11 protein-coding genes and 1 riboswitch are annotated in these 12,351 nt (G+C 59.5%); of the genes, 3 read left to right on the forward strand and 8 right to left on the reverse strand.

Features of this window, described 5'->3' with window-relative positions:
* The coding region (locus tag BN1137_RS22845) for a hypothetical protein (protein WP_232306910.1) at nucleotides 1-242 on the forward strand (242 nt) is incomplete at its 5' end.
* Nucleotides 243-546: 304 nt separating this feature from the next.
* Nucleotides 547-1,041, forward strand: a complete 495-nt coding sequence (locus BN1137_RS08440) for an RNA recognition motif domain-containing protein (protein ID WP_050718185.1) — start codon at nucleotides 547-549, stop codon at nucleotides 1,039-1,041.
* A gap of 1 nt (nucleotide 1,042) precedes the next feature.
* On the opposite strand, the gene murI is transcribed toward BN1137_RS08440, so the two are convergent.
* From murI to leuE, 6 genes are all read right to left on the reverse strand, one after another.
* On the reverse strand, nucleotides 1,043-1,831 hold the full coding sequence (gene murI, locus BN1137_RS08445) for a glutamate racemase (protein WP_050718186.1): 789 nt from the start codon (nucleotides 1,829-1,831) through the stop codon (nucleotides 1,043-1,045).
* 114 nt (nucleotides 1,832-1,945) lie between these two features.
* Entirely contained in the window at nucleotides 1,946-3,781 is a 1,836-nt protein-coding gene (locus tag BN1137_RS08450; protein WP_050718187.1) for a TonB-dependent receptor domain-containing protein, read from the reverse strand.
* Nucleotides 3,782-3,833: 52 nt separating this feature from the next.
* A riboswitch (cobalamin riboswitch) is annotated at nucleotides 3,834-4,010 on the reverse strand.
* A gap of 113 nt (nucleotides 4,011-4,123) precedes the next feature.
* On the reverse strand, nucleotides 4,124-5,314 hold the full coding sequence (locus BN1137_RS08455) for an L-lactate MFS transporter (RefSeq protein ID WP_050718188.1): 1,191 nt from the start codon (nucleotides 5,312-5,314) through the stop codon (nucleotides 4,124-4,126).
* Between the two features lie 108 nt (nucleotides 5,315-5,422).
* Nucleotides 5,423-6,166: a LytR/AlgR family response regulator transcription factor gene (locus BN1137_RS08460; RefSeq protein WP_050718189.1), complete on the reverse strand. Its 744-nt coding sequence runs from the start codon at nucleotides 6,164-6,166 to the stop codon at nucleotides 5,423-5,425.
* Nucleotides 6,167-6,239: 73 nt separating this feature from the next.
* Nucleotides 6,240-7,913: a sensor histidine kinase gene (locus BN1137_RS08465; protein WP_050718190.1), complete on the reverse strand. Its 1,674-nt coding sequence runs from the start codon at nucleotides 7,911-7,913 to the stop codon at nucleotides 6,240-6,242.
* 179 nt (nucleotides 7,914-8,092) lie between these two features.
* Nucleotides 8,093-8,731, reverse strand: a complete 639-nt coding sequence (gene leuE, locus BN1137_RS08470; RefSeq protein WP_050718191.1) for a leucine efflux protein LeuE — start codon at nucleotides 8,729-8,731, stop codon at nucleotides 8,093-8,095.
* A 234-nt stretch (nucleotides 8,732-8,965) separates the two neighbouring features.
* Here leuE and BN1137_RS08475 point away from each other — a divergent pair, with 234 nt between their 5' ends.
* Nucleotides 8,966-10,186 carry an MFS transporter gene (locus BN1137_RS08475; RefSeq protein WP_050718192.1) on the forward strand — a complete coding sequence of 407 codons (1,221 nt, stop codon included), beginning with the start codon at nucleotides 8,966-8,968 and terminating at the stop codon, nucleotides 10,184-10,186.
* 249 nt (nucleotides 10,187-10,435) lie between these two features.
* Here the strand turns inward: BN1137_RS08475 and BN1137_RS08480 are convergent, their stop codons facing one another.
* Together BN1137_RS08480 and ftnA are read right to left on the reverse strand one after the other, a co-directional pair.
* The gene (locus BN1137_RS08480; protein ID WP_050718193.1) at nucleotides 10,436-11,620 is read right to left on the reverse strand and encodes a BaiN/RdsA family NAD(P)/FAD-dependent oxidoreductase; all 1,185 of its coding nucleotides are present in this window, start codon (nucleotides 11,618-11,620) and stop codon (nucleotides 10,436-10,438) included.
* 150 nt (nucleotides 11,621-11,770) lie between these two features.
* On the reverse strand, nucleotides 11,771-12,295 hold the full coding sequence (gene ftnA, locus BN1137_RS08485) for a non-heme ferritin (RefSeq protein ID WP_050718194.1): 525 nt from the start codon (nucleotides 12,293-12,295) through the stop codon (nucleotides 11,771-11,773).
* Nucleotides 12,296-12,351 lie beyond the last annotated feature (56 nt).

Raw genomic sequence — 12,351 nt, forward strand, 5'->3', positions numbered from 1 at the left:
AAATCGTCTTGGTCACTTCACCAGACATTGAAAATCAAAAATTAATTTTGATGGTCGATGCTGTGAGTGCCCACACAGATTGCTTGATTCAAATTGTTAAAGAGCGTCACGCTTATCGCGTTGAGGAGGCGCATATTACGCTTCTCACTTCGAAAGTCAAGCACTTGTTTTCGCTTTTCTTTCGGCGCCCGCTTCACTGTGAAGCTAGCTCATCAACCCGGCGTGTTGTGCCGTGCTGGTAGGGGCGCATTATAGGGAACGGCGGCGCGATGACAAGCCGTTTCTTGAAGAAAGTCACGGAAACTTCAAATTATCCAGTTAGAAACAGCTTACCCAGTGTATATATACAGTGTTATCCACAAGCCGATGATTTCAGCTCTGTTTTATGGTTATTTAAGTAGGTCTTCCGGTATTAAGGAATGCCATACTGAAGCGGATAATGTGTCCCAAGTGGTCCATGGTAGCGCCAGGCGGTAAAGCTGGTTACCATGGAGGTGAATAGAGTGTTGCACCTTTTTTGCTTTCATTTACAAAAGGTCTTTAAAGATGAATTTATCCAAGTTTCCCGTATATGTGCAGGCGGCCGTTCTCGCTCTGGTGTTGGCGCTGGTCGGTTATCTGGTTGCCCAGGCCCTGCAGTTTTCTTTGAAAGCCGAAGTGATTTTTGCCGTGGGTCTGGCCATTGGCGGTTTCGTCGTACCGCTGTTCCTTAAGCGGACCTCTGCTGCCGCGGTCGAGCAGAGCTCCAACCAAGAGACTTGTACCTTATATGTAGGCAACCTGCCCTATCGCGCCAACGAGATCGCCGTGCGTGAGTTGTTTGCCGAGCAAGGCCAGGTGATTTCCGTCCGTCTGATGAAAGACAAGGCCACCGGCAAGCGCCGGGGCTTTGGATTTGTGGAGATGCCCGCCGCCGATGCGGCCAAGGCGATCACCGCACTCAATGACAAGGAGTATCAGCAACGCACCCTCAAGGTACGTGAAGCCAATGACAAGCGGGACAGGGATGAGCGAGAAGGCAGCGACGTCGACGCCGGATAACTCAGTACTCTACCTCTTCGAGTGATGACAGCCCCCATGCTTGCAAGGGGGCTGTCAGTTTTTGGGCCTGTGCATCCAGTCGGGTGCAATATGCCCTGCCCTGTCCTGCCACAGGAATGGCCGCAGGCACAGCAGCCAGCAGATGGGCCACCCTTCTCGCCACCGCATTACCCGAATCCACCAGCTGGCAGTCTGGCATCAATTGCCGGATCTCGTCATCGAGCAGCGGGAAATGGGTACAGCCCAATACCATGGTATCGGGTTTCGCATCCCCTTCTATCCAGTCCGCCAGCACCTCGCGCAACAACACCATGTTGACCGGTCGACCGGCCAGCTTGTGCTCGGCTTCGATCACCAGCTCGGTCACGCCCTTGAGCAACACCTGCTTGCCCGGTGCGAACTGGGCGATGAGATGATGGGTGTAAGCACGACTGACGGTACCCGGGGTTGCCAGCAAGCCGATGCAACCATTGCGGGTCAAGGCGGCGGCCGGCTTGATGGCAGGCACCACACCCACCACCGGAATGGTCAGGGCGGCGCGCAAGGAGGGCAGTGCTATGGTGCTGGCGGTGTTGCAGGCGATCACCACCAGATCGATGTGATGCTCGGCCACCATGTGGGTCACCAATCGGCAACAGGCGGCGATCAGATCCGGCTCACTCAATTCGCCATAAGGGAAGTGGGCATTGTCGAAGCAGTAGATATAGTTGTGTGCCGGCAAGGTGCGGCGGATCTCGCGATAGACGGTCAAACCGCCCATGCCTGAATCGAACACTAGAATATTGGCCACCTGAGCTCCCCCTTGAATGCGAGGCGGCGATCATACTCCCGCCGATGACCAATAGAAAAGGCCCCGCACATGGCGGGGCCTCGCTTTTCTTCTCTATATAAGCAGAAGCCTGGATCAGAGACGATAGTCTGCCGTCAGCTTGAACTCGGTACCCGGTGAGGCATAGCCATAGGCCGGGGCATAGTCACGATCGAACAGGTTGTCGATGCGGCCACCCAGGGTCAGCTGAGGCAGCACATCGTAACTGGCGCCCAGGTTGACCAGGGTATAAGAACCCAGCACCACCCGCTCGGCGGGGAAGCTGCTGAAGTTCTTGTCATCCCGCTTGCCAACATAGAGCAGCTCGGTCGACAGATCGACCTGTCCCAGCTGCACCTGAGTCAGCCAGCTGGCCTTCTGCTTGGCACGGCGCAGCAACTGCTGATCGCCATCATTCTTGTCTTCGGTCTTGGTGTAATCGAAGCTCAGGTCATGATGGAGCGGGCCGGTTTCCAGACCGACAGCAACCTCTACCCCCCGGATCTCCGCATCCGTGTTGTCCGGCTTGCAGGTGGAGAAGGCGCTCTGGCAGGCAATCAGGTTCTGGATCTGGTTGCGATAGAGGTTCACAGACCAGTCCCAGGCGGTGTAGCGGCCGGAGAAGTCCAGCTCCAGGTTCTTGCTCTCTTCCGGCTTCAGATCCGGGTTCTCGTAGCCTGGGTAATAGAGGTCGAGGAAGGTCGGCGCCTTGAAGGCGGTGCCATAGCTCAGACGCACATTGTGGTTATCGTTGATATCCAGACCGGTGGCGGCGGCCCAGGTATTGTGGCGGCCGTACTGCTTGTTGTCATCGGTGCGACCGGACAACTCAAACTGCAGGGCCTGCCAGCGATAGCTGCCGACGGCAAACAAGCCGGTGTTGTCGCGATCCGGCGCATCGAACGACTGACCGTAGCTGCGCGAGTCAGATTTCATCTGCTCCTGCTGCCAGTCGGCACCGCCGGTCAGCATCAGCCCTTCCACACCAGTCCAGCTGTTGATCCAGGAGAAGCGGGTCAGGCCGGTATGGATGGGCTCGGCACTGGACTCCCCATTGCCCTCCCACCAACTCTTCAACTTGTTCTCGCCATAGCTGGCCTCCAGTCGGCTGGTCAGGTCGCCACGCTGGTATTTGAGGCCACCGTCGTACTGGAAGGCCTGCACCCGGCTCTGATCCGCCGACAGATAGGGATCGTCCATCTCGGTTTGGTTGTCATAACCCTGCGCATTGAAGTCGGCGCTCCAGGCCTCGTTGAAGGCGTGGTTCAGACCGAACTGGCCGTTCAGGCTGTCAAAGCCGTCCCGATCCGGCTGCTGGGCACCGGCGACCACGTCGAAGCCGTCGGTACGCTCATAGCCGAGCAGCATGTTCATGTCGGTCTGCTCACCCAGGGCCTGCACGGTACGCACCTGACCCTGACCGTAGCCATGGCTGCCGACCCCACCCTTTAGGTGAGTTTCGCTGCCGTTCTTGGCCGAGGTCTGGGTGATCAGGTTGATGACACCGCCGATGGCATTGGCACCATAGACGGCGGCACGCGGGCCGCGAATGTATTCGATGCGTTCGATGTTGCCGAGCGGGATCTGGCTGAGATCCGGCGTGCCGGCCACCATGGCAGCGATGGGACGACCATTCATCAACACCAGAGAGTGATTGGAGTTGGTGCCACGGATAAACAGGCTGCTGACATTGCCACGGCCACCTAGCGTGGTGATCTGCACCCCAGGCAGGGTTTTCAACAGATCTGGCAGACTGGACACCTGGCGAGATTCGATCTCGGCACGATCGATCACCACCACGGGGGCGAGCACCGAATTGGCAGGCTGCTCGACCCGGTTGGCGGTCACCACCATAGTGTCATTGGCAGGCAGGGGGGACTGGGCAAAGGCGGCCGTCGGCAACAGGGCAGCCACCCAAAATTTCTTGGACATCACAGATCCTTAAGTTCGCGTAAGTATCTATTCCTTGGCCGGTTTCTCTCGGCCAGAAATACGAACTTTGGCAGGTCTTCGGACTCGGGGGCCAAGTGCCTAGGCGACGGCTTCCCGCCTTGCGGCAGTGCCCGGATGTCGCTTCGTTCCCCCTTACCGCTGCGCGCCAGCTCCGGATTTTCACCGGATTCCCTATTAAGCATGATGCGCCAAAGCGGGGGGATTATAGGAAAGGGGGACAAAAGAGTATAGCGATTTAGCCATCTATACGTCTTTTACTCACAAAAACAAAAACCGGCACCCATGGGCGCCGGTTTGTCAGATTTATCAATAGTTTCAGCTTCAGTCGGCGTAGCTGGCCTTGGGGGCCGGCAGGCGAATGGTGAGGGAGAGCACCAGCGCCACCACCATCAGCACCAGGATGAGGTTGAAGGTCGCCATGAAGCCACCGAACAGGGACGCGACTATGGAGCCAATGATGCTGCCAAGCCCGAAGCCAAGGTAGATGACACCGTAATTCTTGGTCAGGTTGTTCAGGCCGAAGAAGTCGCTCACCAGGGAGGGGTAGACGGTGATGGTGCCGCCGAAGCTGAAGGCCACGCAGGCCACCGCCACGAAGAACAGGTTGGCATTGAGCGGCACGAACAGCAGCAGCGCCATGCCCACCAGGGTGATCAGCTGGGCGATGGTGATAACCCGGATGCGAGACATCTTGTCAGACAGTATGCCCAGCACCAGTCGACCACCCAGGTTTGCCATGGCGATGATGGCGACGGCGTTGGCCGCTACCGAGCCCGGCAGACCCACCATCTTCTCGCCGATATCCTTGGCCACGCCGATGACGTAGAGGCCACTCATGCAGGCGGTGAGGAACATCAGCGCCAGCATCCAGTACTGCGGTTTGCGCATCGCCTCGGCCAGGGTGAAATCGCGGCTCTCGGTCTGCTGCAGGGAGGCAGCCTGCTTGGGCGCATCCTTCATCAGCATGCCGCCCACCAGCACCATGGACATGGCGATCAGGCCCCACAGCTGGAAGGTAGCTTCCAGGCCGTTGTTCGACAGCAGCAGCAGGTTGATGTACTTGAAACCCAGGCTACCGAGGCCGTAGGCACCGATGGAGCAGGCGGAGATCAGCCCCTTGCGCTCCGGGAACCACTTCACGCAGTTGGAGAGGGTCATCAGGTAGCCGGTACCGTCGGCGAAACCCACCAGGATGCCGGCACAGAGATAGAGCATGGCCAGGTTGCTGGCATGGGCGGTGAGGAAGAAGCCGATGCCGAGCAGCACGCCGGCGCCGAGGGTGACGTTGCGCACCCCGAACCGCTCCTGCAGCTTGCCCGCCAGGGAAGAGGCGACCGCCAGCGACAAGCTGAGCAGACCGAAGGCGAAGGCGACCTGACTGACCGGCTCGTCGAGCTTGTCGGAGAGCTGGGCGTTGAACAGGCTCCAGGTGTAAACAGAGCCCAGGGCGAACTGGGTAATGATGGTACCTATCAGGGTCAGGTACCGGGTGCGGTTCATCTCTTTGGTCATGATGCGTCTCGGTCGGTGGACTCGGGAAATTGAGCCCACTATAGGCAAGACGCATCAGTTGCAGACCGAATAAGGCATGAAATGCAGATCGGCGGGAATGAATGACAATCAGAGCCGCATCAGCTGACGGAATGCCTTGATGTTGCTGCGACTGACCGGTACCTCGAATGGCAAATCATGGAGCCGGATGAGGTAGGTACTATTGAACCAGGGCACGATTTCGCGGATCTTGTTGATATTGACGCAATAGGAGCGATGACAGCGAAAGAAGCCCTCCGCCGGTAGCCGACTGACGAACTCACTGATGGTCATGGTCATCACGTAGCGATCGGTGCGGGTGTAGACATAGGTCAGCTTCTCGTCCGCCTCCGCATAGTAGATCTGCTCGCAGGGGGTGACTATGATGCGCTCCCCCTTCACCAGGTTGACGGTGCGATTCTGGTTGCCGCTCCCCTCCCCGCTTGGCTCGCTCCCCTGACTGGATTGCAACTTGCCGGCATGCTCGAGTTTTTGCAGCAGGTTGATGATGCGCGGCTCGTTGTAGGGCTTGAGGATATAGTCGAACGCCTCCAGCTCGAACGCCTCTACCGCGAACTCCTTGTAGGCGGTGACGAACACGATGTGGGGCGGGTGGCTCGACTTGTGCAGATTCTTGGCCAGCAGCAGACCATCGATGGAGGGGATCTGGATATCCAGAAACACCACGTCCACCTCGTGATCCTGCAGGTACTTGAATGCCTCCAGCCCGTCCTCGAAGCTCGCCACTATCTCGATGGTGCTGTGCTGGTTCACCAGATAGACCAGCTCTTCCCGCGCCAGGTATTCGTCTTCGACTATGATGGCTCTCAACATGGCATCACCTCCAGACTCAGCAAACAGGCCAGCCCTTCTCGAACCAAGCACTCATCTTCCACTACGATAACTCTCAGCACGGCATGGCCTCCGGATCCGGCAGATAGAAACAGACTTCGGTGCCGGGCTCGAGCCGTTTGAGCTGCAACCCATCCCCATACAATAATTTGACCCGCTGATGAACGTTCATCAGGCCGATGCTGCGACTCTCCACCCGACCGGCGGCCACCCCGTCGATCACCGCCTGACTGATGCCGTAACCGGTATCGCGCACCGCCACCCGGATGCCACCCGCCAGCTGCTTCACCTCTATGGTGACCCGGCCCGGCGCGCTGCGGGGCTGGATGCCGTGCAGTATGGCGTTCTCTACCAGCGGCTGCAGCAACAGGCTCGGCACCTGAATGTGCACGTCATCCACCTCAAACACCACCTCCAGCTTGTCGCCGAAGCGCGCCTGCTCGATAGCCACGTAGTCGCGCACCTGCTGCAGCTCCTCCTGGATGTCGATGAGCTCATCCCCCTTGTTGAGGTTGTAGCGCAGATAGTCCGCCAGGTTGGCGATGAGCTGGCGCGCCTGCTGGGGCCGGATGCGGATGAGCGACGAGATGGCGTTGAGGGCATTGAACAGGAAGTGCGGGTTGATCTTGCTCTGCAATGCGGTGAACTCCGCCTTGCGGGTCATCTCTTTGAGCTGCTCGATGCGCGACACCTCCATCTGGGTGGAGATGAGCTGGGAGAGGCCCACCGCCATCTCCCGCAGGGAACTGGTGATGCTGTGGGTGCGACGGAAGTAGATCTTGAGGGTACCGCTGACCACGCCATTTTCCCGCAGCGGGATGATGATGACCGAGTGAAAATCCGACAGGTGGTATTGGCGCAGATCGTTGTTGATGATGATCTGATCCAGCAGCACGGCGCGCTGGGTCATGTCGCTGATGGCGTGGTGCTCGTCCAGCTCGTAGTAGCCCTTGCCGATCCCCACGTAGGCCAGCACGTCGCGGGTATCGGTGATGGCCACCGCGTCCGCGCTGATCTCGCGCCTGATCACCTCGCACACCTGGCCGAGGGAGTGGCGATCGATCTTCTGGAAAAACGGCAGCGTCTGGTTCGCGATATCCAGCGCCAGCTTGGCCTGCTTGGCGGCGATCAGCTCCTTCTCGTCGTCCAGATCCTGTACCAGCTTGATGATAAGGCCGATACACAAGGTGCCGACCATCATTGGGTAGGCGATATGACTAACAATCTCAACCCCAACAGCATGAGGCTCTGTCAGGATCCAGATAAGCAGCATGGTCAACCCCTCACAGGCCATGCCCGCCAGGATCCCGTACAGCCAGAGCCGCGACTTGCGGCAGTTGAGGTGGATCCAGGTCGCCAGCAGGCCGGCGATGATGCTGGCGATGAGGCAAGGGATCGAGGTGTGACCATCCATGTCGATGAGGTAACGGTGCAGACCCGAGATGACCCCGGCCGGAATGCCGACCCAGGGCCCGAACAGGATGCCGCCGGCGATGATGGCGATGATCCGCACGTTGATGAGGGCCCCTTCCACCGCGATGCCGGTGTAGGTGCTGAACACCGCGAAAAGGCAGAAGATGGAAGCGACCATCACCAGCTCGGCCGGGGTGTGATCCCGCTTCTGGAACAGGCGCTGGAAGGGTCTGGTACGGGTCAAGAGGAACAGCGTCATCAGCATCAGCGCCGCCCGTTCAAACACCGCCAACAACATCAACTGATTTTCGAGCATGGCCCCTCCGGCCGGCGGCCACCAGGGCGCACTATTAAGGTGTATGGAGTCAGCGGCTGCCATGGAGAGAGAAAACATCAGAGTGGCAGCGCTGGACGGCCCAGTTTACCTCAGACGACCCGCCAAGGGAGCAACGGCGTTGCAGACTGGCCGGGAGACAGCCAGCCTGCTGGAGGAATTCAGGAAGAGAGGGTCGCCAACCTGGCCGCGAAGCCCATGAAGAAGAGACCGATCAGGCCGTTGCCCAGCCTGGCGATGCCCTGCTTGCGGGCGAAGAAGCGCGCCATCAGGGTGCCGCCGAAGATAAGCAGGGTGAGATAGACGAAGCTCATGGCCTCCAGCATGCCCGCCAGCACCAGGTAGGAGAGCCAGGTGTGGGCATAGTTGAAGTCGATGAACTGCACGAAGAAGGAGACGTAGAACAGGATCGCCTTGGGATTGGTCAGGCTCAGGGTCAGCGCCTTGCCGAAGTAGTTTTCCCCCTGCACCGCCTCGCTGTGCTGCTCGTCCCGTTTGGCAATGAAGTTGGCATGGAGGATCTTGATCCCCAGGTAGAGCAGGTAGATGGCGCCGAGATAGCGCACCAGGGTAAACAGCAGCGGGGTGGTGCGGATGAGGGAGGCCACCCCCAGATAGGCACAGAAAATGAGGATCGCATCACCGACGAAGACCCCGAGCGCAGCCTTGTAACCCGGACCTATGCCACGGGTCGCCCCGGTACGTAGCACATAAAGGGAGTTGGGGCCCGGCGCTATGATGATAAAGAACAGGCCTATCAGATAGGTCCAGACGTTGATAACCCCAAGACTTTCAAACATATACTCCCCCGATGGGGGAAGGATCCGGTCAACCGGGGTCCTTCCCAGATACTGAACATGTGACTTTCCCATACTAAGCCTCCACCGGCAAAGCACAAGGGCACATCCATGGGGGCGGTGATCGGTCATCTCCCCTTTGCACATAGGCCGGCATCCCGCCCATTTTTGCTATGTCCAGATGGGCCAGGATCAGGCATGGTAGAGGGATCCTCAGGACAACAGACATACCCACTCATGGAAAAGAGCCTCAGCACCCACAGCCCACTCGCCGCGACCCCGGTGGCGGACTCCCAGCACGGCACCACGTATCCGGTGATTGCCGCCATCAGCTTCTCGCACCTGCTGAACGACATGATGCAGTCGGTGCTGCTGGCCATCTATCCGCTGCTCAAGCTCGGCCTCAACCTGTCGTTCGCCCAGATTGGCCTCATTACCCTCACCTACCAGTTCACGGGCTCCTTGTTGCAACCGCTGATCGGCCTCTACACCGACCGCAGGCCCATGCCCTATTCATTGCCATTTGGCATGGGGTTCACGATGCTCGGGCTGCTGTCGCTGTCCCAGGCAGACAGCTTTGGCACCGTGCTGCTATCGGCCATGCTGATCGGCATGGGCTCGTCGGTGTTCCACCCGGAATCATCGCGGGTCGCCCGCATGGCGGCCGGCAACCAGCCCGGTCTGGCCCAATCCCTGTTCCAGATCGGTGGCAACCTGGGGTCGGCCATAGGGCCGCTGCTCGCGGCGCTGATCATAGTGCCCCAGGGACAGGCCAGCGCGGCCTGGTTCTCGCTGTTCGCACTGGTGGGCGTGGTCGTACTCAGCTTCGTCGGGCGCTGGTCCAGCCATCACGCCGCCAGCTTCCACAAGCGGATGAAGGCCCATGCCGGCAACGGCCTGAGTCGCCGCCAGATCGGCTGGTCGCTGGCCATCCTCGGCCTGCTGATGTTCTCCAAGTTCTTCTACATGACCAGCCTGAGCAGCTATTACACCTTCTACCTGATGGACAAGTTCCACCTGTCACTGGATAGCGCCCAGTTCCATCTGTTTGCCTTCCTGTTTGCCGTCGCGGCGGGCACAGTGCTCGGCGGACCGGTCGGTGACCGTATCGGCCGCAAACGGGTGATCTGGATCTCCATCCTCGGCGTCGCCCCCTTCACCCTGCTGCTGCCCCACGTCGACCTGTTCTGGACCTCAGTGCTCTCGGTCATCATCGGCCTGATCCTGGCCTCGGCCTTCTCCGCCATCCTGGTGTACGCCCAGGAGCTGGTCCCCGGCAAGGTCGGCACCATCTCCGGCCTGTTCTTCGGTTTCGCCTTCGGCATGGGGGGCATAGGGGCGGCCTTGCTGGGTCAGTTGGCCGATGCCACCAGCATCGAGACCGTGTACCAGGTCTGCGCCTACCTGCCGCTGATCGGTCTGCTGACGATATTTTTGCCGACGATCAGAAAGGGCTAGCGAGCCGCCGATAGCCAACGCCTAAGCACGCTCTGGCTAATGCCCACCGGCAGGATGGTAGGGGAATGGGTGTGCTTTGCGGGATAACGAATGAGGAAAGTATCGGACGGAGAGAGTCGGGCAGAAAACAGGGGGCAAGCCGCCGAGCCATCAGCGCAGACGGCCTGCGCCAGCCACAGCGTCATCAATCAATCAGGCCGCCCTATGGGGCGGCCTGATTGATCTGGATAGCTCAGCCAAGAGGGCTTGTCAGCAATACTGGCCGGCAACCCAGCCGGAGGACCAGGCCCACTGGAAGTTGTAACCACCGAGCCAGCCGGTCACGTCCACCACCTCGCCGATAAAGTAGAGTCCCGGTACCTTGCGCGCCTCCATGGTCTTGGAGGAGAGCTCGTTGGTATCGACGCCACCTAAAGTCACCTCGGCGGTGCGATAGCCTTCGGTACCATTTGGCAGGATCTGCCAGTCTCCCAGCAGGCTGGCGATGGCGTCCAGCTCCCGCTCGTTGTACTGGCGCATCGGCTTGTTGACGAGCTGACCCAGCTCCACCAGCTTGTCGACGAAGCGCTTGGGCAGCTCACGGCCCAGCACGGTTTTCAGCTCCTGGGCCGGATGGGCCTCGGCCCAGCCTCTGAGGGCAGCGGGAATATCCAGCTCCGGCAGCAGGTTGAGGTGGATCTTCTGTCCTGGCAGCCAGAAAGAGGATATTTGCAGGATGGCCGGGCCCGAAAGACCACGGTGGGTGAACAGCATGGCTTCTTTGAAGCTGGTGCCATCTTCCGCAGTCACCACCACCGGCAGGCTGACCCCGGCCAGATCGGCGAAAGCATCCTTCTCGGCTTGATGCAGGGTGAAGGGCACCAGACCGGCGCGGGTCGGCAGCACGTTGAGGCCGAACTGCTCCGCCAGCTTGAAGCCATAGGGGGTGGCGCCGAGCTTGGGCATGGAGAGACCGCCGGTCGCCACCACCAAAGAGTGACAGCGGATCTCCCCCTTGTTGGTATCGAGGACGAAACCCGCCTCGTGCCTGGTCACGCTCAGGACCTCGGTCTGGTATTGCTGGGTCACCCCGGCCCAGTCGCACTCGGTGAGCAGCGCCTCGACAATCTCTTTCGCACTCTCGTCGCAGAACAACTGGCCCAGGGTCTTCTCGTGATAATTCACCCCGTGCCGGTCCACCAGATCGATGAAGTCCTGCTGGGTGTAGCGCGCCAGCGCCGACTTGCAGAAGTGCGGGTTACCGCAGAGGAAGGCATGAGGGCCGGTCTGATGGTTGGTAAAGTTGCAACGGCCACCGCCGCTGATCAGGATCTTGCGCCCCGGCTTCTTGGCATTGTCGAGCAGCAACACCGAGCGTCCCCGGTAGCCGGCCTGGGCCGCACACATCAAACCGGCCGCACCGGCCCCGATCACCACCACATCCACTTGCATCATCACAGCCTTGTTCATCAAACGACTAAAGAAAACGACCCATGAGAGCCGTCATCACGGGCACAAACCGATACCCCAGTGTGCCGGCGAAAACAGAAACGGCCCTCGAGAGGGCCGTCATTGTACTGACGCAGCACTAAGTGTCCATGACTATCAGGCGTTGCTATCCATGACGCTGGCGGGCGCGCCCTTGGCCAGCTCGGACAATTCTTTGTCGATGAAGTAGAGACCCTTGCCATCTTCGCCCACCAGAGAGAGGCGGTCGACGATGCTCTTGAACAGCTTCTCTTCTTCATGCTGCTCGGCCACGTACCACTGCAGGAAGTTGAAGGTGGAATAGTCCTGGGTGGTGAAGGCCACGTGGGCCAGGCCGTTGATGCACTTGGTGATGTGGTATTCGTGCTCGAGGGTGGTGCGGAAGATATCGCCGAGGGAGTTGAACTCGTGGGGCGGTGCTTCAATCGCGCCCAGTATCGGCATGGCACCGGTCTCGCTCACGTAGGTGAACAGGCGTTCCATGTGCTGGCGCTCCTCGACGGCATGCTGGCGCAAGAAGTTTGCCGCCCCTTCGAAGCCCTTGTCCTCACACCAGGCGCTCATCTGCAGGTAGAGATTGGAGGAATAGAATTCAAGATTAATCTGCTCGTTCAACTTCTCGATCATGGCTTTGGCCAACATGATGGTACTCCACGGTGATTTGGTCACAATTGTCGCCACTGTTGTACCACGAATCA

Source organism: Aeromonas tecta (assembly GCF_000820185.1).
GTDB lineage: Bacteria > Pseudomonadota > Gammaproteobacteria > Enterobacterales > Aeromonadaceae > Aeromonas > Aeromonas tecta.